The sequence below is a fragment of the Methylobacterium sp. DB0501 genome, from assembly GCF_011043735.1.
Taxonomy (GTDB): domain Bacteria; phylum Pseudomonadota; class Alphaproteobacteria; order Rhizobiales; family Beijerinckiaceae; genus Methylobacterium; species Methylobacterium alsaeris.
In genome coordinates, this window is record NZ_JAAKGV010000022.1 from 107,715 (window position 1) to 131,633 (window position 23,919).

At 71.0% G+C, this 23,919-nt stretch carries 20 protein-coding genes; 6 read left to right on the plus strand and 14 right to left on the minus strand.

Going from position 1 to position 23,919, the window contains the following annotated elements:
• Window positions 1–48: 48 nt before the first annotated feature.
• Window positions 49–2,799, minus strand: coding sequence for a DNA gyrase subunit A (gene gyrA / locus G4G93_RS27760; protein ID WP_165089258.1), 2,751 nt, complete (start codon window positions 2,797–2,799; stop codon window positions 49–51).
• A 250-nt stretch (window positions 2,800–3,049) separates the two neighbouring features.
• Between gyrA and G4G93_RS27765 the strand changes: the two genes are divergently transcribed.
• Both G4G93_RS27765 and G4G93_RS27770 read left to right on the plus strand, forming a co-directional pair.
• A complete protein-coding gene (locus G4G93_RS27765) occupies window positions 3,050–3,478 on the plus strand; it encodes an ArsC/Spx/MgsR family protein (protein WP_165089260.1) in 429 nt (142 codons plus the stop codon).
• A complete protein-coding gene (locus G4G93_RS27770) occupies window positions 3,475–4,710 on the plus strand; it encodes an MFS transporter (RefSeq protein WP_165089263.1) in 1,236 nt (411 codons plus the stop codon). The genes G4G93_RS27765 and G4G93_RS27770 overlap by 4 nt, the downstream gene beginning before the upstream one ends.
• Window positions 4,711–4,779: 69 nt before the next feature.
• Here the strand turns inward: G4G93_RS27770 and G4G93_RS27775 are convergent, their stop codons facing one another.
• A complete protein-coding gene (locus tag G4G93_RS27775; RefSeq protein WP_165089265.1) occupies window positions 4,780–5,133 on the minus strand; it encodes a DUF2934 domain-containing protein in 354 nt (117 codons plus the stop codon).
• A gap of 375 nt (window positions 5,134–5,508) precedes the next feature.
• Here G4G93_RS27775 and G4G93_RS27780 point away from each other — a divergent pair, with 375 nt between their 5' ends.
• Entirely contained in the window at window positions 5,509–6,414 is a 906-nt protein-coding gene (locus G4G93_RS27780) for a metal ABC transporter substrate-binding protein (protein WP_165089268.1), read from the plus strand.
• A 165-nt stretch (window positions 6,415–6,579) separates the two neighbouring features.
• Here the strand turns inward: G4G93_RS27780 and G4G93_RS27785 are convergent, their stop codons facing one another.
• From G4G93_RS27785 to uvrC, 4 genes are all read right to left on the minus strand, one after another.
• Window positions 6,580–7,626: a DUF3616 domain-containing protein gene (locus G4G93_RS27785; protein WP_165089270.1), complete on the minus strand. Its 1,047-nt coding sequence runs from the start codon at window positions 7,624–7,626 to the stop codon at window positions 6,580–6,582.
• A 249-nt stretch (window positions 7,627–7,875) separates the two neighbouring features.
• Window positions 7,876–8,127, minus strand: coding sequence for a molybdopterin converting factor subunit 1 (moaD, locus tag G4G93_RS27790; RefSeq protein WP_165089273.1), 252 nt, complete (start codon window positions 8,125–8,127; stop codon window positions 7,876–7,878).
• Window positions 8,128–8,137: 10 nt separating this feature from the next.
• Window positions 8,138–8,737: a CDP-diacylglycerol--glycerol-3-phosphate 3-phosphatidyltransferase gene (gene pgsA / locus G4G93_RS27795; protein WP_165089346.1), complete on the minus strand. Its 600-nt coding sequence runs from the start codon at window positions 8,735–8,737 to the stop codon at window positions 8,138–8,140.
• 79 nt (window positions 8,738–8,816) lie between these two features.
• Window positions 8,817–10,868 (minus strand): excinuclease ABC subunit UvrC, encoded by a 2,052-nt coding sequence (uvrC, locus tag G4G93_RS27800; protein WP_165089275.1) that lies wholly within the window; start codon window positions 10,866–10,868, stop codon window positions 8,817–8,819.
• Window positions 10,869–11,063: 195 nt separating this feature from the next.
• Here uvrC and G4G93_RS27805 point away from each other — a divergent pair, with 195 nt between their 5' ends.
• Entirely contained in the window at window positions 11,064–12,137 is a 1,074-nt protein-coding gene (locus G4G93_RS27805) for a DUF563 domain-containing protein (protein ID WP_165089278.1), read from the plus strand.
• Window positions 12,138–12,370: 233 nt separating this feature from the next.
• Here the strand turns inward: G4G93_RS27805 and G4G93_RS27810 are convergent, their stop codons facing one another.
• Window positions 12,371–13,087, minus strand: a complete 717-nt coding sequence (locus tag G4G93_RS27810) for a protein phosphatase CheZ (protein WP_165089281.1) — start codon at window positions 13,085–13,087, stop codon at window positions 12,371–12,373.
• 258 nt (window positions 13,088–13,345) lie between these two features.
• On the opposite strand from G4G93_RS27810, the gene G4G93_RS36175 reads away from it, so the two are divergent.
• Window positions 13,346–14,311 carry a L,D-transpeptidase gene (locus G4G93_RS36175; protein WP_246737062.1) on the plus strand — a complete coding sequence of 322 codons (966 nt, stop codon included), beginning with the start codon at window positions 13,346–13,348 and terminating at the stop codon, window positions 14,309–14,311.
• 81 nt (window positions 14,312–14,392) lie between these two features.
• Here the strand turns inward: G4G93_RS36175 and G4G93_RS27825 are convergent, their stop codons facing one another.
• Entirely contained in the window at window positions 14,393–15,157 is a 765-nt protein-coding gene (locus tag G4G93_RS27825; RefSeq protein WP_165089283.1) for a DUF2076 domain-containing protein, read from the minus strand.
• 316 nt (window positions 15,158–15,473) lie between these two features.
• On the opposite strand from G4G93_RS27825, the gene G4G93_RS27830 reads away from it, so the two are divergent.
• Window positions 15,474–17,648, plus strand: coding sequence for a malate synthase G (locus G4G93_RS27830; protein ID WP_165089286.1), 2,175 nt, complete (start codon window positions 15,474–15,476; stop codon window positions 17,646–17,648).
• 255 nt (window positions 17,649–17,903) lie between these two features.
• Here the strand turns inward: G4G93_RS27830 and ssb are convergent, their stop codons facing one another.
• The 6 genes from ssb to G4G93_RS27860 form a co-directional block, all read right to left on the minus strand.
• On the minus strand, window positions 17,904–18,479 hold the full coding sequence (gene ssb, locus G4G93_RS27835) for a single-stranded DNA-binding protein (RefSeq protein WP_165089288.1): 576 nt from the start codon (window positions 18,477–18,479) through the stop codon (window positions 17,904–17,906).
• A 217-nt stretch (window positions 18,480–18,696) separates the two neighbouring features.
• Complete coding sequence (locus G4G93_RS27840; RefSeq protein WP_165089291.1) at window positions 18,697–19,986, minus strand: O-acetylhomoserine aminocarboxypropyltransferase/cysteine synthase family protein; 1,290 nt, start codon at window positions 19,984–19,986, stop codon at window positions 18,697–18,699.
• Between the two features lie 21 nt (window positions 19,987–20,007).
• A complete protein-coding gene (locus G4G93_RS27845) occupies window positions 20,008–20,442 on the minus strand; it encodes a response regulator (RefSeq protein ID WP_165089293.1) in 435 nt (144 codons plus the stop codon).
• A gap of 169 nt (window positions 20,443–20,611) precedes the next feature.
• The gene (locus G4G93_RS27850) at window positions 20,612–21,793 is read right to left on the minus strand and encodes a sensor histidine kinase (protein WP_165089296.1); all 1,182 of its coding nucleotides are present in this window, start codon (window positions 21,791–21,793) and stop codon (window positions 20,612–20,614) included.
• A 241-nt stretch (window positions 21,794–22,034) separates the two neighbouring features.
• Window positions 22,035–23,312, minus strand: coding sequence for an O-acetylhomoserine aminocarboxypropyltransferase (locus tag G4G93_RS27855; protein WP_165089297.1), 1,278 nt, complete (start codon window positions 23,310–23,312; stop codon window positions 22,035–22,037).
• A gap of 230 nt (window positions 23,313–23,542) precedes the next feature.
• The gene (locus G4G93_RS27860) at window positions 23,543–23,815 is read right to left on the minus strand and encodes a hypothetical protein (RefSeq protein WP_165089300.1); all 273 of its coding nucleotides are present in this window, start codon (window positions 23,813–23,815) and stop codon (window positions 23,543–23,545) included.
• Window positions 23,816–23,919: the final 104 nt, after the last annotated feature.

The window sequence follows — 23,919 nt, forward strand, 5'->3', positions numbered from 1 at the left end:
GCCGTCGAGATGGAAAGGCGACGGCCCTACACGCAGCCATGAGGGGGCTCAGGCCCCCTCCGCCTCCCCATCCATCTCGACCTCCGCCTCGCCCTCGCCCTCGATATGTTCCACCGACACCACCTTCTCGGTCTTGTCGGTGTTGAACACCGTGACGCCCTGAGAGGCGCGGCCGACCACCCGGATGTCGTCCACCGGCACGCGGATCAGCTTGCCGGCATCGGTGACCAGCATGATCTGGTCGCTGGTCTCGACCGGGAACGAGGCCACGAGGGTGCCGTTGCGGGCATTGACCTCCATCGCCTTGATGCCCTTGCCGCCGCGGCCGGAGATCCGGTACTCGAAGGACGAGGTGCGCTTGCCGAAGCCGCGCTCCGACAGGGTGAGGACGAACTGCTCCGCCGCCCCCATGGCGATGTAGCGGTCCTGCTCCAGATCGATCGAGGCCGTCGTCTCCTCGGCCTCGGGCTCCGGCGCCGCCGGCAGCTCGATCGCCTCGCCGGTGGCGCGGCGATCGGCATTGGCGCGCTTGAGGTAGGCCTGGCGCTCCTCGGGCGAGGCCTCGAAGTGGCGCAGGATCGTCATCGAGATGACCCGATCGCCCTTGCCGAGGTTGATGCCGCGCACCCCGGTCGAGTCGCGGCCCTTGAACACCCGCACGTCGGTCACGGGGAAGCGGATGCACTGGCCCGCGCCCGTCGTCAGCAGCACGTCGTCGCCTTCCGTGCAGATCTCGACATGGACGATGTGGTCGCCCTCGTCGAGCTTCATGGCGATCTTGCCGTTGCGGTTCACCTGCACGAAGTCGGACAGCTTGTTGCGCCGGACGCTGCCGGAGGCCGTGGCGAACATCACGTCCAGGGTCTCCCAGGACGCCTCGTCCTCGGGCAGCGGCATGATCGTGGTAATGCGCTCCTTGCCCTGGTCGAGGGGCAGGATGTTGACGAGCGCCTTGCCGCGCGCGTTCGGCGCCGCGAGCGGCAGCCGCCACACCTTCTCCTTGTAGGCCTGGCCCTGCGAGGAGAAGAACAGCACCGGCGTATGGGTGTTGGCGACGAACAGCCGGGTGACGAAATCCTCGTCGCGCATCGACATGCCGGCCCGGCCCTTGCCGCCGCGGCGCTGTGCCCGGTAGGTCGAGAGCGGCACCCGCTTGATGTAGCCGGCATGGGACACGGTCACGACCATGTCCTCGCGCTGGATCAGGTCCTCGTCCTCGACGCTGGAATCCCAGTCGAGGATCTCGGTTCTGCGCGGGGTCGCGTACTCGGCCCGCACCTCCGCCAGCTCGTGCTTGACGATGCCCATGATGCGGGCGCGCGAGCGCAGGATGTCGAGATAGTCGGCGATCTCGTCGGCGAGCCGCTTCAGCTCGTCGCCGATCTCGTCGCGGCCGAGCGCGGTGAGGCGTTGCAGGCGAAGGTCGAGGATGGCGCGGGCCTGGGTCTCGGACAGGCGGTAGGTGCCGTCCTCGCGCAGGCGATGGCGCGGATCGTCGACGAGCGCGATCAGCGGCGCGATGTCCTCCGCCGGCCAGTCGCGGGCCATCAGGGCCTCGCGGGCCGAGTTCGGATCCGGCGAGGTGCGGATCAGCCGGATCACCTCGTCGATATTGGCGACCGCGATGGCCAGCCCGCACAACACGTGCGCCCGTTCCCGCGCCTTGTTGAGCAGGAACTTGGTGCGGCGGGAGACGACCTCCTCGCGGAAGTCGATGAAGGCCTGGATCAGGTCCTTGAGGTTGAGGAGTTCGGGCCGGCCGCCGTTCAGCGCCACCATGTTGCAGCCGAAGCTCGTCTGCAAAGGCGTGTAGCGGTAGAGCTGGTTCAGCACCACGTCGGCCACGGCGTCGCGCTTCAGCTCGACGACGATGCGCATGCCGTCGCGGTCGGATTCGTCGCGCAGGTCGGCGATGCCCTCGACGCGCTTCTCGCGCACCAGATCGGCGATCTTCTCGACCAGCGACGCCTTGTTCACCTGATACGGGATCTCGGTGAAGATCAGGGCCTCGCGCTCCTTGCGCAGCTCCTCGATGTGCGACTTCGCCCGCATGATGACCGAACCGCGGCCGGTCATGTAGGCCGAGCGGGTGCCCGAGCGCCCGAGGATCGAGCCGCCGGTCGGGAAGTCCGGCCCCGGGATGATGTCGTTCAGGCCCTCGATGGTGATGGCCGGATCGTCGATGAGGGCGATGCAGCCGTCGATCACCTCACCGAGGTTGTGCGGCGGGATGTTGGTCGCCATGCCGACCGCGATGCCGCCGGCGCCGTTGACGAGGAGGTTGGGGAAGCGGGCGGGCAGGACCGCCGGCTCGTCCTTCGACTCGTCGTAGTTCGGGTTGAAGTCGACGGTGTCCTTGTCGATGTCCTCGAGGAGGGCCATCGAGGGCTTCGCGAGGCGCGATTCGGTGTAGCGCATCGCCGCCGGCGGGTCGCCGTCGACCGAGCCGAAATTGCCCTGGCCGTCGACCAGCATCAGCCGCATCGCGAAGTCTTGCGCCATGCGGACGAGGGCGTCGTAGATCGACTGGTCGCCGTGCGGGTGATACTGACCCATCACGTCGCCGACGATGCGCGCCGACTTCACGTACTTGCGGTCCGGCAGGTAGCCGTTCTCGTACATGGAGTACAGGATGCGGCGATGCACGGGTTTGAGGCCGTCGCGCGCATCCGGCAGGGCCCGGCTGACGATGACGCTCATCGCGTAGGCCAGGTAGGACTGGCGCATCTCGTCGGTGATCGAGACGGGCTTGATGTCGGTCGCGGGCGGGGGGGCGCCGGTCGGGTCGTTCTCTGCCAAGGTCTATCTCTCGTCGCGGCCCGCGCGGGCTCACACACTCGTGGCCGGCTTAGCCGATTTTGCCGCCGAGCACCAGCGCCATGTGCCGGCACGACAGACGGAAGGCCAAGAAAATCAGCATCTTAGATGGGTGTTCCGGGGATGTTCCTCAAGCCCGGCTGGATCCTGTGGACGAATGTCCCGCGAAGTCGTTAGAGATTGGCAAAGGATGCGGGGTCCGCGACGAGCCGCCCGCTGCGTGAGGCCGCCCATGGACGTCGTCATCGACCACAATCCGGTCTGCGGCACCTCGCGCACCGTGCTGGCGAAGATCCGCGATGCCGGCATCGAGCCCCGCATCGTCGCGTCCCTGAAGACCCCGCCGACGCGGGCGCTGCTGCGGCGGCTCCTCGACCGGGTCGGGCTCTCGGTGCGCGACGTGCTGCCCAGGACGGGCACCCCCTTCGTCGCGCCCGGCCTCGACGAGGCCGCTCCCACCGACGACCGGCACCCCGACGCGATCGCCACCCATCCCGTCCCGCTCGCGCGCCCGCTGGTGGCGAGCCCGGGCCGCATGCTCCTGTGCCGCCCCTCCGAGCGGGTGCGGGATCTGCTGCCAGCTGTGAGGGCGGAGTTCGTCGGGGAGGACGGCGAGCGGGCGGTCGACGCGCAGGGTCGCCGGGTCGCCGGCTCCCGATGATTCCCGCGATCCCGCAGCGGCGCTGGCCGGTCATCTCCGGCCTCGGCATCGTGCAGATCCTCGCCTGGGGCTGCAGCTACTACCTGCTGACGGTGCTCGGTCCGTCGATCGCGGCGGAGACCGGCTGGCCGCTGCCCTGGATCTTCGGCAGTCTCACCGCCGGCATGCTGGTGGCGGGCGCCGTCGCGCCGATGGCGGGCCGGATGATCGGGCGCCACGGCGGCCGGCCGGTCCTGGCGGTCTCGAGCCTGCTGCTCGCCGCCGGGCTCGTCGGGCTGGCGCTGGCGCCGAACCTGCCGGTCTTCGCGCTGGCCTGGCTGGTGATCGGGGCCGGGATGGGGTCGGGGCTCTACGATGCCGCCTTCGCCACCCTCGGCAGGCTCTACGGTGCCGACGCACGCCCGGCGATCACCGCGTTGACCCTGTGGGGCGGCTTCTCCAGCACCCTGTGCTGGCCGCTCTCGGCCTTCCTGCTCGCCCATCTCGGCTGGCGCGGCACCTGCCTGACCTACGCGGCGCTGGAGATCGCCGTGTGCCTGCCGCTGGTGCTGGGCCTGGTCCCGCCCGCGGCCCCGAGGCCGGCTGCCACGGGGGGAGGGCGGTCCGAGGCGGCGCTCGATCCCGCCGAGCGACCGACCTTCCTGGTGCTCGCCGCCGTGGTGACCTGCACCGGCATCGCCACCTCGATCGTTTCGGTCCACCTGCTGACGCTGCTGCAGGATCGCGGCCTGTCGCTCGCCGCCGCGGTATCGCTCGGCACCCTGGTCGGGCCGTCGCAGGTCGGGGCGCGGCTCCTGGAGGTCGCCAACCGCAGCCGCCACCACCCGATCTGGACGCTCACGATCGCCGTGGTCCTGATGGCGCTCGGCCTCGTCCTGCTCGGGTCCGGGCTCCAGGCGCCTGCCCTGGTGCTTATGGTCTACGGCGCAGGCAACGGGCTCTACTCGATCGGGCGCGGCACCCTGCCCCTCGCCCTGTTCGGCCCCGAGCGCTATGCCGCGCTCCTCGGCCGCCTCGCGAAGCCGAACCTCGCCGCGCAGGCCCTCGCGCCCTCCGCCGGCGCCTATCTCATCGCCCATGGCGGTGCCGACGCGGCCTTGCTCGTGCTGGCGATCCTCGGGGTGATCGACGTCGGCCTCGTGGCGCTGCTGTGGCGGGTCCGGCGCCGCGGCGCGGTGCCGGTCCGGGCCCGGCACGACGAAAAGCCCCTCCCGCAGGGCGGAAGGGGCTGAACGCGTCGGGCGTGCAAGAAGCCCGATGAGGTCGTGCAAGACGCCCGAGGACGATAAGGCCGGCGGTCCTCAGTGGGTCGTGACGGTCTCGGCGGTGGCCCGACGCCGGCGCGGGGCCGGCTTCGCGGCGGCCTCGGCCACCTCGGCTACCGTCTTGGCCGCGGCGCTCTTCGCGGCAGGGCTTTTGGGCGCGGCGGGCTTGCGGGCCGCCGGCTTGCGCACCGGTTTGGCAACGATCTCGGCGGCAACGATCGGCTCGGCGACGATCTCCCGGGCGACGGCCTCGGTCGCCGGCTGCCCCATCTGCGCGGCCAGTTCCCGCTCGGCCAGATGCCAGTAATGCTCGGCGCGGCCCGGTGCACGGCCGTCGCGCTCCCACAGGGCATAGGCCCGTTCGCGGATGCTGGTCTCGACGTGATCCATCCCGACCTCCTCGGTGTTCATGTGAGGGGACCATCGCGGGTCATGGTTAAGGAAGCCCTAAACGGAGGCGGTGCTGCCCGGCAGGTATCCCGGGGCCGGCGTCCTCCGACGGCGGGGGCGCAGCGTTCGGCCGGACGGGTGGGGGGCGCTGGGGAACTCCGGGCGGCAGGCGCGATGCCCCTGCCTGCCGGCGACGCCGTCCGAGCGGGAACGGCAGGGACGGCGTGACCCGCGACCGTGGACGGGGCCGCCGCGGCCTGTCCTCGACCCAGGTCAACTCCGGGACCGATTCTCGCGCCGCGGAGATGTAACATTATTGCAATTGGGCGCGCGCCGGCCTAGGGCAGGCGCGGCATCGAGCGAGGGACCGGCGTGATGGACAGGGTAAGGATCGGGATGCTGCTGCTGGCCGTGGCGCTCGGATGGAGTGCGCCCGGGCGGGCGGAGCCCGCGAGGGTCGTGGCGACCTTCTCGATCCTCGGCGACCTCGTGCGCCAGGTCGGCGGCGATCGGGTCGCGGTCACCACCCTGGTCGGGCCGAACGGCGACGCCCACAGCTTCGTGCCGGCGCCGGCCGACGCGCAAGCCGTGGCGGCCGCCCGGCTGGTGGTGGTGAACGGCCTCGGCTTCGAGGGCTGGATGGACCGCCTGATCAAGGCCTCCGGCACCAAGGCCAAGGTCGTCGTCGCCTCGAAGGGCATCGTCCCGATCGAGGAGGACGACGAGGGCGGGGCGAGCCACGGTCACGACCATGCCGTCGATCCCCATGCCTGGCAGGACGTCGCCAACGCGAAGCGCTACGTGGCGAATATCCGCGACGGATTGGCCGGTATCGATCCCGACGGCAAGGCGACCTACGAGGCCAATACGTCAGCCTACCTGGCGCAGCTCGACGCGCTCGACGCCGAGATCCGTGCGGCGCTCGCCGTCATCCCCGAGGCGCGCCGGCGCATCGTCACCACCCACGACGCCTTCGGGTACTTCGCCAAGGCCTACGGCCTGCGCTTCCTCGCCCCTCAGGGCGTATCGAGCCAGAGCGAGGCCACCGCCCGCGACGTCGCCGCCATCGTCCGCCAGGTCCGTCGCGACAAGATCCCGGCTTTGTTCCTCGAGAACGTCTCCGACCCGCGGCTGATGCAGCAGATCGCCCGCGAGAGCGGCGCCAAGGCGGGCGGGCGGGTCTTCTCCGACGCCCTGTCGGAGCCCGGCGGCCCGGCGCCGACCTATGTCGCGATGATGCGCCACAACGCGCAGGAATTCGCGGCGGCGCTGAAGGAGTGATGCCATTTCCGGACGATGACTTCCGGAAATGGTATCATCAGCCCGCGCGGCGTCTGAGCGAAGCCGAACTTCGCATTGCGAACGCGGTTGCGCAGCAATCGCCGGGCGATCAACTGAAGGTCGTCTGACTCGCCACGATCGCCTGTCGCCGACGCTCCGCCCCACTCACCGGAGGTCGAGCGTCAGGCTCCGGAACCGCTTCCCGTCCTTCGACTCCTCGCACGGCTTGCCGTCGGAGCCCAGCGCCTCGCCGTCGTCGCTCAGCACCTGGACCCGGTCGCCGGCCGGGCCGACCAGCACCGCCTCGGGCTGGAAATCGGGAATCGCCGCGAAGGCCGCCGCCGCGCCCGCGACCCGGACCGGCGTCGCGCCCGGCTCGCCCGACCAGCGGTAGAGGTCGAACGGCTCTCCACCCCCGCCCGCACCGCCGGCGAGGATCAGGTAGATCTTCGCCTCGGGCGAGTAGGCGATGTCGCGAATGCCGCGGCCCTTGAGGTCGAGGGCGACCGGCGGGCCGAGGCGCGGGGCGGCCCCGTGGATCGCCTCGGCGGGGTTCTCGAGCGGGACCAGCAGGGCGTTGGCGTCGGTGTCGAGGGGGTTGCGCAGGCCGAGCCAGAGGGATGTGCCGTCCGGGCGGGGCGCCATGCCCTCGATGTTGAAGCCCTTGCGCTTCGGGTCGAGGTCGTCTCGGGCCGGCACGCCGAGGCCGATCCGCGCCGCGAACAGGGGCGACAGGGCGGCGAGGGCCTGCGGCAGCCCTTTGACCGCCTGTCCCTTCGGGACCAGGGTCGGCCCGGCGCCCGACTCCGTCACCGTCATCGCCAGGAGGCGCCCGCGGCCGGGGCTCTGCCTGCCGCCGTGCCGGCGGCTGTGCGAGCCGAGCACGTAGAGATCGGCGCCGAGCCAGGTCGCGGATTCGAGGTCGGCCTTGCGGTCCTCCGGCGTGAGGCCGAGCGGGACGGCGAGGTCGGCGCCGCCGAGGGGCAGTGCCTCGCCGCCGGCACCCGCCCGGTAGAGGCCCATGACGGCGGATTCGTCGTCGACCACCAGGAAGCGGTCGCCGACGCTGCCGCGCGGATAGGCCACCGCGCCGGAGGCCTCGCACATCCCGCGATGCTCCAGCACCGGGCCGACCGTCACCGTCTCGGCCGACGCGGCGGAGGCCAGGACGGACGAGACGAGGGCCGCGAGGAGCGGGAGGGAGCGGGGCATGGGGAACCTTCGGAGCCGGTTGATGACCGAGGCCGGTCGATTGTGCGCTCGCATCGACGCCGCTCCGCGTCGATCCGGAACCGCGAAGCGGAGCCCGGGATCCGGAGCGGCAAGCGCTTCCGACGAGGGCGGAGCGAATCCCGCCCGGTCCGGCACGGTCCGCGGTCCCGGGATGACCCGGAGAGTGTCAGGATCGGCGCGAGAGACGAACCGGCCCTCGTACGGAGAGCGTCGGATCGGGGATGGCGCTCAACCCCCGGTCATCGGCGGGAAGAACGCCACCTCGCTCGCGCCGGCGAGCCGCGTCTCGGGCTTGGCATGGACCCGGTCGACCGCCGCCCGCACCACGCCCTCGGTCTCGAAGGCGTAGGCGTATTCCTCGCCGCGGCCCTTCAGCCAGGCGACGAGGTCGGCGACGGTGGCCACCTCCGGCGGCAGGTCGAGGCTTTCCTCGGGGCGGCCGATCCGCTCGCGGACCCAGGCGAAGTAGACGAGCTTCATCGTGACTCGCTCATCTCTCGTCGTCGATGACGTGGCGGATGCCGGAGCGCATGTAGTCGTAGCCGGTATAGAGGGTCAGCGCGGCGGCGAGCCAGAGGAGGACGAGCCCGAGGGTGCCGTTGCCGGGCAGCACCCGCTCGCCGGCAGGTCCCGCGATCAGCACGCCGAGCGCCACGAGCTGCACCCCCGTCTTCCACTTGGCGACCCGGCTCACCGGCACGCCGACCTTCAGCTCGGCCAGGTACTCGCGCAGGCCCGAGACCAGGATCTCGCGGCACAGGATCACGATCGCCGCCCAGAGCGACCAGCCGCGGATCGTGCCGTCGGCGCAGAGCATCAGGAGGCTCGCGGCGACGAGGAGCTTGTCGGCGATCGGATCGAGCATGCGCCCGAGCGCCGAGCTCTGCGAATAGGTGCGGGCGACGTAGCCGTCGAGGTAATCGGTGATCGCCGCGACGACGAAGACCGCGACGGCGATCCAGCGCGCCGTCTCGTCCTGCGGCCAGAACAGCAGCGCCACCACCACCGGGACCGCGACCAGGCGGCCGTAGGTCAGCAGGTTGGCGAGGTTCAGGGCCGTCGAGCGGCGCCGGGGTACGACCACGTTCATCGCCATCGGTGAAACCACGCGGGGGGAGGCGGCGTCAACAGAACTCGGCTCGGACGGGGCGTCGCGCATCGGCGTCGAATCACGCATCCGCGTGAAAAAAGTCGTAGACGGCGCGGGCCGTCGCGGCGTTCACCCCCGGCGTCCTGGCGAGGTCCTCGAGTGCGGCGCGCTGGATCGCCTTCACCGTCCCGAAATGGTGCAGGAGCGCGCGCTTGCGCGTCGGGCCGATGCCCGGGATCTCGTCGAGGGGATTCTTTACCATCTCGCGCTTGCGCTTGGCCCGGTGCGCCCCGATGGCGAAGCGGTGGGCCTCGTCGCGCAGGCGCTGGACGAAGTAGAGCGCCGGGTCCCGCGGCGGCAGCCGGAACGGCGCCTGGCCGGGCACGAAGAAGGTCTCGCGTCCCGCATCGCGGTCGCGCCCCTTGGCGATGCCGACCAGCGGCACGTCGGTGACCCCGATCTCGTCGAGCGCCTTGCGGGCCGCCTCGAGCTGGCCGCGGCCGCCGTCGATCAGCACCAGGTCGGGCCAGGCCGGGAAGGTCTCCGCATCGGCGGGATCGGGCGCGGGCACGGGCTCCGCCGGCCCGCCTTCGGCGGCGGCCCGGGCGGCCTCGGCCGTGGTCCGCGGATGCTCCTTGACCAGACGGGCGAACCGGCGCTGCAGCACCTCGCGCATCATGCCGTAATCGTCGCCGGGCTTCACCTCCTCGGACTTGATGGTGAAGGTCCGGTAGTGGGTCTTCATGAAGCCGGTCGGCCCCGCGACGATCATCGCACCGACGGCGTTCGTTCCCATGATGTGCGAGTTGTCGTAGACCTCGATGCGCCGCGGCGCCGAGCCGAGACCGAACGACGTGCCGAGCGCCGCCAGCAGCTTGCCCTGCGAGGCGGTGTCGGCGAGGCGCCGGGCGAGGGCCTCGCGGGCGTTGCGGGCGGCGTAGTCGACGAGGTTCTTGCGCTCGGCCCGCTTCGGGCAGTGGATCTCGACCCGGTTCTCGCTCCGCGTCGAGAGCGCGGCGGCCAGGAGTTCCGCATCCTCGATCTCGTGCGAGACCAGCACCAGCCGGGGCGCCGGCTTGTCGTCGTAGAACTGGGCCAGGAACGAGGCCAGCACCTCGGACGGGCTCATGCTGCGGTCGGCCTTCGGGAAATAGGCCCGGTTGCCCCAGTTCTGCCAGTTGCGGAAGAAGAACACCTCGATGCAGAACTGACCGGCCTGCTCGTCGAGGGCGAAGACGTCGGCCTCCTCGATGCCCTGCGTGTTCACGCCCTGCACGCCCTGGATGGCGGCCAGCGCGGCGATGCGGTCGCGGTAGCGCGCCGCCTTCTCGAATTCCCAGGAATCGGAGGCGGCCTGCATCTCGGCGGCCATGCGCTCCTTCACGGCGTTGGACTTGCCCGAGAGAAAGCCCCGCGCCTCCGCCGCCAGGACGGCGTAATCCTCGACCGAGATCTCGTGGGTGCAGGGGCCCGAGCAGCGCTTGATCTGGTAGAGCAGGCAGGGCCGGGTCCGGTTCTCGAAGTAGCTGTCGGAGCAGGAACGCAGCAGGAAGGCGCGCTGGAGCGCGTTGACCGTGCGGTTGACCGCCCAGACACTGGCGAAGGGGCCGTAGTAATGGCCGGCCCGGCGCCGCGCCCCGCGATGCTTGACGAGCTGCGGCGCGTCGGAATCGGCGGTGAGCAGGATGTAGGGCAGGGACTTGTCGTCCCGCATCAGCACGTTGAAGCGGGGCTTCAGCTGCTTGATGAGGTTGGCCTCCAGCAGCAGGGCCTCGGTCTCGGTCGCCGTGGTGACGAACTCCATCGAGGCCGTCTCGGCGATCATCCGGGCGATGCGGTTGGTATGCGCCTGGCCCCGCGCATAGGACCCGACCCGGTTCTTCAGGTTCTTGGCCTTGCCGACGTAGAGCACGTCGCCCTTGGCGTCGAACATCCGGTAGACGCCGGGCGAGGTCGGCAGGGTGGTCCAGAACCGGCGGATCACCGCCGTGCCGGCCTGGATCGCGCCCGCGCCGGCATCGAGGTCGAAATCGATCTCGGGGGCGGTATCGAGGGCGTCCACCGCCTCCTCGTCGTCCTCGAGGGTGTCGAGGGCGTCGGGCGGCACGTCGTTCCCGGGCTGTCGGCTCATGAGGCCGATGTAGGCGGCGCGCGCGCCGCTGGAAAGACCGTGCCCAGGCGTTAAAAGGCCACCCTTGGAAAAGGCCCCCGTGACAACCCCCCTGCCGCTCCGCCCGAGGATCCGCCGCTTGCCCCCGCCCGCCGCATGACGCTCCGCGACTGCCGGACGCCCCGGATCCCGCGCCTCCGGCGCGAGAGGCCGGCCGTGCGCACGATCGAGAACGCCCTCTACCTGCCGCATAGCGCGGCGCGAGGGCAGCCCTCGGCCCTGTTCGATGCGGCGCGCCGCTTCGTGCCGTCGAGCGTCGACATCCGCGGGACCGGCGACACGCCGTCGTGGCAGCGCACCGACTGGCCGGCGGAATGGGCGGCCGGCCTGCCGGCGGACGTGCCCGAGGCGCCGGAGGAGACCTACCTCTTCCTCGGCGGCGCCCACCTGCATTACGGGCATTTCCTGGTCACCACCCTGCCGCGGTTCTGGCCGCTGATCCAGGGACGCGGCGGCGTGACGACCCCCTCGCCGACCCCCTCGCCGATCCTCTGCTACGCTCCGGCGCACGAGGCCTTGTGGCAGCCCTATCGCTTCGCCATCGACATTCTGGGCCTGCTCGGCGTGAACGTGCGCGACATCCACGCCTTCGAGGGCCCGCGGCGCCTGCGCCGGGTCGTCGTGCCGGAGCCGGCCTTCCGGGAGGAGGCTTTCGCCCACACGGTCTTCCGCGACCTGTGCCTGACGATCGGCGCCGGCTGCTACGATCCGGGCGAGGTCGATGCCGATGCGCGCCCGGTGTACCTCGCCAAGACCCGGCTCGCCGGCGGCGTGCGCCGCTTCGCCAACGAGGACGAGGTGACCGAGATCCTGGCGCGGGAGGGCGTCGAGATCCTCCACCCGGAGGCGATGGGCTTTGCCGAGCAGGTCCGGCTGTTCGCCCGGCGGCGGATGGTGGCGGGCTCCCTCGGCTCGGCCCTGCACACCGCCCTGTTCGCGCCGCCGGGCCGGCGGGTCGTGGCGTTGAGCCCCGGGCCGCAGGTCAACCCGACTTTCCTGCTCGTCGATGCCCTGTGCGGGAATACCGTCGCCTACCTGCACCAGCCGGGCACGGCGGAGACGGAGCCCGGCGCCTTCGGCAGCCAGCAGCGGTTGCCCGATCCGCGGGCGGCAGCGGAAGGGTTGCTGCGGCGGATGGAGCGGCTGGCGGCGGGGGAGAGGCGCGGGGCCCTCGCGGGGGCGTGGTCGCGGCTGGGCCGGCTGACGGGGCGCGGCCCGTCGGCGACGTAACGAGGCTATGGTCTCACTTACGCCCCGGCTTCACACCCTTTGCGTCATCCGGCGGCTCGGCGAAGCCGAGAACCCCGGCTGCGTAACCGCTGACGATCCAGGAGGAAGCGGAGCGCACTGCGCTGATGTCCCCGGAGTCAGCGGTCATGGATCCCGGGTTCCGCTGCGCCGCCCCGGGATGGCGCCGAGGGTGTCGCTCCGGTCGCGTCGAAATCGAGAGGCGACGGCCGCGATCAATCGAACAGCGCGTCGATGTCGTTCTGGTCGACGTGGCCCGGATCCTCGTCGAGCTTGGGGCCGTTGAGCAGGCTGCTCTCGTCCTCGATGTCGACGCCGGCGCGTTCGCCGATCAGGTCCCTGAAGGCCTCGATCCCGCCCCAGGCCTCGATCATCCGGTCGATATGGTCCTCGACGAACTTCAGCACGCTGACGATCTTGCTGATACGCTGGCCGGTCAGGTCCTGGAAGTTGCAAGCCTCGTAGAGCACGACGGTGCGCTCGAGGATGGCGTCGACGTCGGAGCGGTCCTTCAGCGCGCCGCTCGAGCGCAGCACCGAAGCGTGGGTCTCGATGTCCTCGACGGCGGCCAGGATGGTGGTGGTGGCCCGCTCGGTCGCGTCGACGACCGCGTCGAGCTCGCCGGCGGCCCGGCGCACGCCCTTGCCGTCGAAATCCTGCCGGTGCAGCACCGCGATCTCGTGCTTAGTCCGGCCGATCGCGGCCTTCATCACGTCGAGCTCGTTGCGCAGCCCGTAGACCTCGGTGATCTCCCGCCGGCACGCGTCGATCACGTCGCCGGTGGTGGTCTGGGTGAGCCGCTTCAGCTCGTTCACCGTCGCCAGGATCTCGGAGATCCGCTCGTCGTTGGCCGACGGCGCCGGCGGCGCGGTCTCGATCGGGGCGGGGGAAACGCCGAGACTATCCTCGATGCGGAAGCGCTTGTTCTTCATGGGTCCGAGAGAGCCTGCAACCGCGGCCGCGTCGCACGGCCCACCCACAGAGTGTCGCCAGGATTGATTGCGAATTGCTGAATGCGGCGCGCTCGCGCGGGCGCGGTGACGAAGGATTCACGATGCGGTCTGATTAACGATTTGCATCAAGGATTTAGCGAAAAGCTCACCACGTTCCTTCACGGCCCGGTCCCAGGTCCGCTGCTCTTCTCGCGCCATCGCCGGCCGTCGGCCGGGCATGTGGCGGGGACGGGTGCGATGAGGGTGCGCGGGATGGTGCTGGCCGGGGGCGTCGCGGCCGGACTGGGGATCGCGGCGTCTCCGGTCCTGGCGCAGGGCGCGCCGGGTGCCTATGGCGGCGGCTTCATCGAGTACCTCATGACCGGGCAGGACCCCGGCGCCGTGGCCCGGCCCCTGCGCCCGATGCCGGTCGCCCCGGACGGCACGGTCCTGGCCGGGCGCGGCACCCGTCCCTCGGCCTACGCCCCCGATGCCTATGCGCAGCGGCCCACCTATGCCCGCACCGCCGGCTACGCCGCGGCGGGATATTCGGGTGCCCAGGTCGGCTACGCGCCGGTCGCGCCGGGCGCCTATCCCCATTCCGGCGACCCGGTGCCGGCGCAGGCCTACCCCGCTCGAGCCTACCCGACCCAAGGCTACCCTTCGCAAAGCTACCCTTCGCAAGCCTACGCGGACCCGTTCGAGATGCCCCGCGCCCGTCCGGCGCCGATGCCGGAGCCCGTGCAGGCGGCCCGGGAGGAGGGGATCGGCCGCGCGATGGATCCGCGCTTCCAGCGCCAGGAAGTGGCCTATGACGGCGGCCAGCGGCCCGGCACCGTCGTGATCGACACGCCGTCGCGCTTCCTCTACCTCGTCCAGCCCGGCGGCCGGGCCCTGCGCTACGGCATCGGCGTCGGACGGCCCGGCTTCACCTGGTCGGGCATGAAGACGGTCAGCGCCAAGCGTGAATGGCCGGACTGGACCCCGCCGACCGAGATGCTGCGCCGCCGCCCGGACCTGCCGCGTCACATGGCCGGCGGTCCTGCCAACCCGCTCGGCGCCCGCGCCCTCTATCTCGGCTCGTCGCTCTACCGCATCCACGGCACCAACGAGCCGCACACGATCGGCCAGTCGGTCTCCTCTGGCTGCATCCGGATGATGAACGAGGACGTGATGGACCTCTACGAGCGCGTGCCGGTCGGCGCCCGCGTGCAAGTTATCTGACGACGACAGTCTGACCCGACCGACGAAAAAGCCCCGCCGCGTCGCCGCGGCGGGGCTTTTCGGTCCGAACGGTGCGACCGGTCAGACCCAGTCGTCGCTGCCGCCGTCGCCCACGTCGCCGTCGTAGGAGGCGTCCTGGAAACCGGCATCGTCGCCGCCGAGGGGAGCGCCGAAATCCTCGCTGCCGCCGGGATTGCCGAAGTAGTTGTTCTCGACGACGGTCTCACCGCCACCCGTGCCGGCGCCGCCGAGGCCCGCCATGCTCCCGAGGGAGGAATGGCCGCCCGCGAAGGCGTTGCTCAGCGCACTGCCGAGCAGCATGCCGCCCGCCGCGCCCGCCGCCATCGGCAGGGCAGTGGCGAGGAAGCCGCCGCCGCGCTGCTGCGGCGCCTGCGGCTGGCCGCCCCACGGGCCGCCCTGCTGCGGGGCGTAGCCCGGCTGCTGCGGCGGGTAGCCCTGAGGGCCGGCGCCGTAGCCCGGCTGCTGGCCGTAGCCGCCGCCCTGGTTGCCCCAGGCGCCGCCGCGCTGCGGCGGTTGCTGCGGCTCGGGCCGCGAGCCGCCGCCGAAGATGCTGGAGAAGAAGCCGCCGCCGCCCGAGCCCTGGCCGGCGCCCTGACCCTGGCCGGCGCGCTGCGCCTCGGCGCGGGCCTGCTCGAGCTGCTGGTTGAGGCTCTTGATCGCCTCCTCCTGCACGTAGACGAGCTGGGCCATCGCGTAGGGCGCGTAGGGCTGGGCGCGGATCTTGTCGGCGATGAAGCGTTCCGCGTCGGCATCGCGGGGCTGCTGCGCGGCCTGCTCCAGTCGCTGGAAAATGCCGTTGATGACGTCGCGTTCTTCGCTGTTCATGGAGCCGTACTCCTTCGGTTGCCGGTGGGCGGGCCCGGCCCGGCGCCCACGAGATGGGAGGGGGACCGGCATTTGTCACGGGGAGGCAACGCTCGAGCGCAGCGTTTTCGCCCACACCTAGCATTACGTTTTCGTCAGGCCGTCTCATCCATGGTCCCTCGGCCGATCCCCTTGCCCGATCCCCTGGCCGGCCCGTGCCGCGTCCCCGGCGGGATTGCCGCATCGACCCCGCGCAAGCCCGACTTTCTGGCGCCCCCGTCCCCTGTTAAGGGGAGCCGCAACGCGGCACGTGCGGGTGCCGGCGGGAGGAAAGACCATGGATCGCAAGACGGTGGGTGGCGTGTCGGTGGCGGGTGTGCTGCACGACTTCGTGGTCGGGGAGGCCCTGCCGGGGACCGGGATCGGCCCGGAGGCGTTCTGGAACGGCCTCTCGGCCATCGTGCGTGATCTGGCCCCCCGCAACCGCGCCCTGCTCGAGACCCGCGACGCCCTCCAGGCGAAGATCGACGCCTGGCACCGCGAGCGGGCCGGCAAGCCCGTGGACGAAGCCGCCTACAAGGCCTTCCTGACCGAGATCGGCTACCTCCTGCCCGATCCCGGCCCGGTCCAGGTGCGCACCGACAACGTCGACGACGAGATCGCGACGATCGCCGGCCCGCAGCTCGTGGTGCCGACCTCGAACGCGCGCTACGCGCTCAACGCCGCCAATGCCCGCTGGGGCTCGCTCTACGACGCGCTCTACGGCACCGACGCGGTGTCGGAGGAGGGCGGCGCGATCCGGGGCGGCGGCTACAACCGCACCCGCGGCGCCCGGGTGGTGGCCCGCGCCCGCGCCTTCCTCGACCGCAACCTGCCGCTCGCCGGCGGCCGCCACGCCGACGTGGTGACCTACGCGGTCGAGGGCGGCCAGCTCGTCGGTAACATGAATACCGGCGACACCATCCCGCTCGCCCGCCCGGAGGCCTTCGCGGGCTATCGCGGCAGGGCCAGCTCGCCGACGGCGCTCCTCCTGCGCCATCACGGCCTGCATGCCGAGATCGTGCTCGACCGCACCCACCGGATCGGCCGCTTCGACGCCTCGGGCGTCGCCGACATCCTGGTCGAGTCGGCGGTCTCGACCATCATGGATCTCGAGGATTCGGTCGCGGCGGTCGATGCCGACGACAAGGTCGTGGTCTACCGCAACTGGCTCGGCCTGATGAACGGCACCCTCTCGGCGCCGGTCGAGAAGGACGGGCGCCGCTTCGAGCGCAAGCTCAATCCCGACCGCGCCTACACCGCGCCGAACGGCGAGGGCGAGGTCACGGTGCCCGGCCGCTCGCTGATGCTGGTGCGCAACGTCGGCCACCACATGTTCACCGACGCGGTGCTGGACGAGAGCGGGGCCGAGGTGCCGGAGGGCATCCTGGACGCCGCCGTGACCGCGCTGGTCGCGATCCACGACCTCAAGGGCACCTCGCCGATCCGCAACAGCCGCCGCGGATCGGTCTACATCGTCAAGCCGAAGATGCACGGGCCCGAGGAGGTCGCCTTCGCGGTCGAGCTGTTCTCGCGCGTCGAGGCGATGCTGGGTCTCGCGCCCAACACCCTCAAGATGGGCATCATGGACGAGGAGCGCCGCACGACCGTGAACCTCGCCGCCTGCATCAAGGCGGCGGCCGAGCGGGTGGTGTTCATCAATACCGGCTTCCTCGACCGCACCGGCGACGAGATCCACACCTCGATGGAGGCCGGCCCGGTCATCCGCAAGAACGACATGAAGGGCACGCCCTGGATCAAGGGCTACGAGGAGAACAACGTCGATGTCGGCCTCGCCTGCGGCCTGCTCGGCCGGGCGCAGATCGGCAAGGGCATGTGGGCGGCACCCGACGCCATGGCCGACATGCTGATGCAGAAGGGCGCCCACCCGAAGGCCGGCGCCAGCACCGCCTGGGTGCCCTCGCCGACCGCCGCGACCCTGCACGCGCTGCACTACCACGAGACCGACGTGAAGGCCCGCCAGCAGGAGCTGGCGCGCCGTCCGCGCTCGGCCCTCGACGAGATCCTGCAGATCCCGCTCGCCCGCTCGAACTTCGCCCCCGACGACGTGCAGCAGGAAATCGACAACAACGTCCAGAGCATCTTAGGATATGTCGTGCGCTGGATCGACCAGGGCGTCGGCTGCTCCAAGGTGCCCGACATCCACGACGTGGCGCTCATGGAGGACCGCGCGACCCTGCGGATCTCGTCCCAGCACATCGCCAACTGGCTGCACCACGGCGTGGTGTCGCAGGACCAGGTGATGGAGACGATGAAGCGCATGGCCAAGGTCGTCGACCGCCAGAATGCCGGCGACCCGCTCTACCGTCCGATGGCGCCCGGCTTCGACGGACCGGCCTTCCAGGCCGCCTGCGACCTGGTCTTCAAGGGCCGCGTGCAGCCCAACGGCTACACCGAGTACGTGCTGCACGCCCGGCGGCGCGAGGCCAAGGCCGCGGGCGCGCCGGCCTGACGGCAGGAAGGGGAGGGCGCCCGGCGCGACGGCCGGGCGCCTATCTTGCGTCTCATGAAGCATTGCGAAGACAAGTAAATTGATGGCGCCAAAAAATTGGATCGCCATGAATCAGCATGAAGGCTGTCATATCGAAGTCGCATTATATTTGAAGAAATTGCGCAGTAAATTTAGAGTGAGATAATAAAAACGGCTGGAACCTCTTGGTTCCAGCCGAATTTCGGTCAAAGAGTCGATGATATTAGATCTTGCAGACTAGAACGGGATATCGTCGTCCAGGTCGTCGTAGCGCTTCTGGTTGCCGCCGCTCGACGCCGGGGCCGGGCGCCGCTCGCCGCCGGAGGACGAACGCCCACCGGAGCTGCGGCCGCCACCGCCGCCGCCGTAATCGCCGCCGCGGCTGATCTGGCCGCCGCCCATCTGCCCGCCGCCCATGTCGTCGCCGCCCATCTCGGACATGCCGCCCTCGGCGCCGCCGCCGCGACCGTCGAGGATCGTCAGCTCGCCGCGGAAGCGCTGCAGCACGATCTCGGTCGTGTACTTCTCGACGCCGGACTGGTCCTGCCACTTGCGGGTCTGGAGCTGACCCTCGACGTAGACCTTCGAGCCCTTGCGCAGGTACTGCTCGGCGACACGGGCCAGGTTCTCGTTGTAGATCACGACCGAGTGCCACTCGGTCTTCTCCTTGCGCTCGCCCGATGCCTTGTCCTTCCAGGACTCGGACGTGGCCAGGCGCAGGTTCACCACCGGATCGCCGGAGGCCAGCCGGCGGGTTTCGGGGTCGCGCCCGAGATTGCCCACCAGGATCACCTTGTTCACGCTGCCCGCCATCCCGCTCTCCTCTCGTTCCATCTCACTCGGGCGCATGCCCGGCCGACGCCGCGGACCACCGCTTCGGTCGCGCGAGTTGGGCCGAACGAGCCGGGCCCGGCAAGGGGAGGGGGCGCCTTGTGCCCGCTACACACATGCCGGAGGCCTGATCGCGTTCTACATTTGTTCGATGGCGGAGGCAAGCGCCGTCCGGGGTTGATCCGGACGGCGCGGCGGCTCAGTCGAGGGCGTCGAGCGACTGCGCCACGTCGGCGATCAGGTCCTCGATCGATTCCAGCCCGATCGACAGTCGCACGGTGTCCGGGCCGACCCGGGCGGCCGCCTTGTCGGCGGCGGGGAGCTGGCGGTGGGTGGTGGTGGCCGGGTGGATCGCCAGCGACTTGATCTCGCCGATATTGACGAGGTGCGAGATCAGGTTGAGCCCGGTGATGAACGCCTTGGCCGCCGCCTCGCCGCCCTTGAAGCCGACGGTGAAGATCGAGCCGGCGCCCATCGGCGCGTAGCGGTTGGCCATCTCCTCCCCGGGCTGGCCGGGGAGCGACGGATAGCTCACCCAGGCCACCTTCGGGTGGCCCTTCAGGAAGGCCGCCACCGCCCGGGCGTTGGAACAGTGTCGCTCCATGCGCAGCGGCAGGGTCTCGGTGCCGGTCAGCGTCAGGAAGGCGTTCATCGGCGACAGGCCGGGGCCGAGGTCGCGCAGGCCGAACAGCCGGCAGGCGACCGCGAAGGCGGTCTCGGGGAAGCGCTCCGAGACGACGAGGCCGTCATAGTCCGGCCAGGGCTCGTTGATCAGGTTGTAGCGGCCGGTTCCCTTCCAGTTGAAGCGGCCGCCGTCGCAGATGAGGCCGCCGATCACCGTGCCGGAGCCCGACAGGAACTTCGAGGTCGAGTGGACGACGATGTCGGCGCCGTGCTCGATCGGCCGGATCAAGGCCGGCGAGGCCAGCGTGTTGTCGACGATGAGCGGCAGGCCGTGCCGGTGGGCCACCGCGGCGACGCCCTCGAGGTCGATCACCGTGCCGCATGGATTGACGATCGACTCGCAGACGATCGCCCGTGTCCTATCGGTGATCGCGGATTCGAAGTCCTCCGGCGTCAGGCCGCGGGTGAATTGCGGCACGAGGTCGTAGCGGCCCTCCAGCCGGCGCATCAGGCCGAGCGACCCGCCGAACAGCCGCGACGAGGCGACGTAGGCGTCGCCCGACTGCATCAGGGTCATCAGAACGAGCAGCATCGCCGACTGGCCGGAGGCGACCGCGACCGCCGCCTTGGCGCCCTCGAGCGCGGCGACCCGGCGCTCCAGCGCCGCGACCGTCGGGTTCGAGCCGCGGGAATACGAGAAACCCGTCGCCCGCATGGCGAAGATGTCGGCGGCCTGCTCGTTCGACTCGAACACGAAGCCGTTGGTGAAGTAGATCGGTTGAGCCCGGGCGCCGGTCGCCGGGTCCGGGGCGGTACCGGCATGGACGGCCCGGGTTGCGAAATGCAGCTTGGTCGGATCGGTCATCGGGGTCGTCCGTGGGAAAGCTCAGGCGGCGCGGCGCACGGTGTCGTGGAGGGTGCGCACCAGGGCAGAGGGGGCGTAGGGCTTGGGGATGAAGCGGGCGCCCGGCGGCATGTCGTGCGGGCCGGGGCTGCCCATGCCGGACACCACCAGCACCGGGATGCGCGGCCAGCGCCGGGAGACGAGGCGAGCGAGGGCGAAGCCGTTCATCGAGCCGAGCGGCATGTCGACGTCGGTCATCAGCAGCTCGACGTCCGGGCGACTCTCCAGCACCTTGAGCGCCTGGTCGGCGTGGGGCGCCTCCAGCACGGTGAACCCGGCCTCGGCCAGGGTGTCGGCGGCCTCCATCAGCAAGAGGCCGTCATCTTCGACGAGGAGTACCACGGGAGCCGCCTCGCAGGCGGGGCTGAGCCCCTCGTGCTGCGCGTCGTGGGGCTTTCGGTCCGGATCAGATGTCATCGCGGCCAATGCGGGCGGGGACGAAAGGTTGCTGCCTATGGGTCCGCTCGCCGGGGGTCAAGCGTGGCCGGACGGGGCCCGGGACCATGCGTCAGGGTGCCCCGCTCCGGGAGTCGTCCGGGCGGTTCCGCCTTCGCGCGCCGACTGGAAGCCGCGCGACTCCCGGTTCTCAGGACCGCTCCGCGTTGCCGTCCTGCATCGCCGCCAGGGGAGCCTCGAGGTCCATCACCACGCCCTCGGTCGGGAAGCGCAGGCTGACCCGGCCGCCGAAGCTGTGCACCAGGCTGCGCTCGATTAGCCGGGAGCCGAACCCGCCGCGCCGGGGCGGCGCGACCGACGGGCCGCCGCTCTCCTGCCAGCGCAGGTGCAGCAGGCACGGCTCGTCGCCGGACAATGCCCACGTGACGGCGACGCGGCCCGACGGGCTCGACAGGGCGCCGTACTTCGCCGCGTTGGTGGCGAGTTCGTGCAGCATCAGCGACAGGGTGAGGACCGAGCGCGGGCCGAGGCTGACGGCGGGGCCCGACGCGACGAAGCGATCGGCCAGCGCGTCGAGGTGCGGCGCCATCACCCCGTCGACGACCGCGGCGAGGTCGGCCTCGGCCCAGGCGCCCCGGATCAGGACGTCGTGGGCGTCCGAGAGCGCCATCAGGCGGCCGTTGAACGCCTCCATGGCCGCCTCGACCGAGGTGGCGCTGCGCAGGGTCTGGGCCGCCACCGCCTGGACCAGTGCCAGGGTGTTCTTCACCCGGTGCGCCATCTCCTGCATCAGCAGCGCCTGTTGCTCCTCGGCCTGCTGCGCCTCGGTCACGTCGCGGGCGACGGCGAGCAGGCGTTCGGGGGTGCCGTCGGGCCCCTGGATGGCGGAGACCACGACGTCCCACCAGCGCGGCGCGTCGCGGGAGCCGGAGGGGGCGCGGAAGCGCCCGGTGCGCCCGGTCCGGGCGGCGGCCAGCGCCACCTCGGCGGCGACGCGGTCGCCGTCCTGCCAGGAGGTGGCCCATGGAGTGCCGATCACCGCCTCGTCGGGAAGGCCGGACGCGGCGCGGCCGCTCTCGCTCAGCCACTGCACCGTGCCGTCGAGGGCGAGGACCTGGATGCTGTCGCGGCTCGCCGCCAGCAGGCGCGCGGTGAAGGCTTCGCTCGCCTGCAGGCGGGCATTCAGCTCCTCGGCGGTGGCGAGGCGCGCCTCCCATTCGGCGGTGGAGCCGGAAAAGCCGGGTTGCCGCTCCGGCCCGCCGCGGGCATCGCGCAGGAGATTGCGCAGGCGGGCGGTCTCCTCGCTGATCGCGCGACGGCGCGCCGTCTCCTCGCGGGAGGCGCGTTCGGCGTCGGCGTCCTCGGCGACCATCGCACCAGCCTCCAGACCTGCCCGGGCGGTCGTCATCCGGGCCGGCGGCGGAGCATCGCGGCTGAACCGTTGCCGGGCCTGGACCCCGGCAATAGATCACGGGATCAGGCTTGGCTGCAATGCTTGCGGGAATTTTTCCCTTGCCGCCGCGCCGCAGCGGAAGGGGCACTCGCGGCGAAGGGATATTTTGCCGCGGATTGGCGGCGAGACGGCCCGGCCGCCCGGCGGCCGGGCCGATCGCTCAGGCGAGGGCCTGGTCGAGATCGGCGATCAGGTCGCGCGGGTCCTCGATGCCGACCGAGAGGCGGACCACCTCCGGGCCGGCGCCGGCGCGGGTCTTCTGCTCGTCGGTGAGCTGGCGGTGGGTGGTCGAGGCGGGGTGGATCACCAGCGAGCGCGTGTCGCCGATATTGGCCAGGTGCGAGAACAGCTTGAGGTTCGACACCAGGGCGATTCCGGCCTCGTAGCCGCCCTTCAGGCCGAAGGTGAACACCGCGCCGGCGCCGTGCGGGCAGTACCGCTTGTGCAACTGGTGATAGGGGTCGGCCTCGAGGCCCGGATAGCTCACCCAGGCCACCGCCGGGTGTCGGCTCAGGTGCTCGGCGACCGCCTTGGCATTGTCGGAATGGCGCTGCATCCGCAGCGGCAGGGTCTCGATGCCGGTGATGATGAGGAACGCGTTGAACGGCGACAGCGCCGGGCCGAGGTCGCGCAGGCCGAGCACCCGCACGGCGATGGCGAAGCCGAAATTGCCGAACGTCTCGGACAGGACCATGCCGGCATATTCCGGCCGCGGCTGCGACAGCATCGGGTAGCGGGCGTCGCCGGCCCAGTTGAACGAGCCGCCGTCGACGATCAGGCCGCCGATCGAGTTGCCGTGGCCGCCGAGGAACTTGGTGGCCGAGTGGACCACGATGTCGGCGCCGTGCTCGAACGGCCGGATCAGGTACGGCGTCGCCATGGTGTTGTCGACGACGAGCGGGATGTTGTGGCGCTTGGCGACCGCGGCGATCGCCGCGATGTCGGTGATGACGCCGCCCGGATTGGCGATCGACTCGATGAAGATCGCCTTGGTGCGCGGCGTGATCGCCGCCTCGAACGAGGCCGGATCGTCGGTCTCGGCCCAGACGACGTTCCAGCCGAAGTTCTTGTAGGAGTGGTTGAACTGGTTGATCGAGCCGCCGTACAGCTTGTTGGCCGCGATGAACTCGTCGCCCGGCTGCATCAGGGCGTGCATCACCAGGAACTCGGCGGCGTGGCCCGAGGCCACCGCCACGGCGGCGGTGCCGCCCTCGAGCGCGGCGATGCGCTCCTCCAGCACCGCGTTGGTCGGGTTGGTGATGCGGCTGTAGATGTTGCCGAAGGCCTGCAGCCCGAACAGCGAGGCGGCGTGGTCCACGTCGTCGAACACGAACGAGGTGGTCTGGTAGATCGGCGTCGCCCGCGCGCCGGTGGCGGCGTCCGGCGCCGCGCCGGCATGGATCGCGAGGGTGTTGAAGCCGGGCTGGCGGTCGGTCATGGCGTCCTCGGGCGTCGGTCCTTGGCCGACGTGCTTAGGACTTGGCGGGCCTGAGGGTCAAGCGCCGCCGCATGGCGTTGCGCACAGTAAAACCGAAATTTTTGCTTCCCGGGCGGGCCTCTCGACCGTTGTGGAGAAGTAACATCCACAAATCGAGCCGGTCGGAAAAGATCGATCTCGCTCGATCGGGTGCGGGCGGCCGATCGAGCCCCGCCCGCCCCGCGCGGCCCTCAGCGATAATGCCGGTGCCGACGGTGATGATGGTAGTGCCGACCGCGCAGGTTGGTGCGGTAGGCGCGCCGGCCCGGATCGATGCCGAGCACGCCGTTGACGCCGCCGACGGCGCCGCCGACCGCACCCCCGACGATGCCGCCGACCGGACCGGCAACGCGGTTGCCCTCGCGGGCGCCGCGCTGCATCCCGCCGGGAATGCCCTGCGCCTCGGCGGCGCCGGCGAGAGCCAGGGTGGAGACGGCGAGGGCGGCGAGGAGCTTGAGCTTCATGATCGTCACTCCGAGGCGGCCGGCGGGAGCCGGCCCGTCGAAGCAATAACGGCCGAGCCGCGCGGAAGGTGGCGGACGGCCTACGCGATCCGCCACCTTCGTTA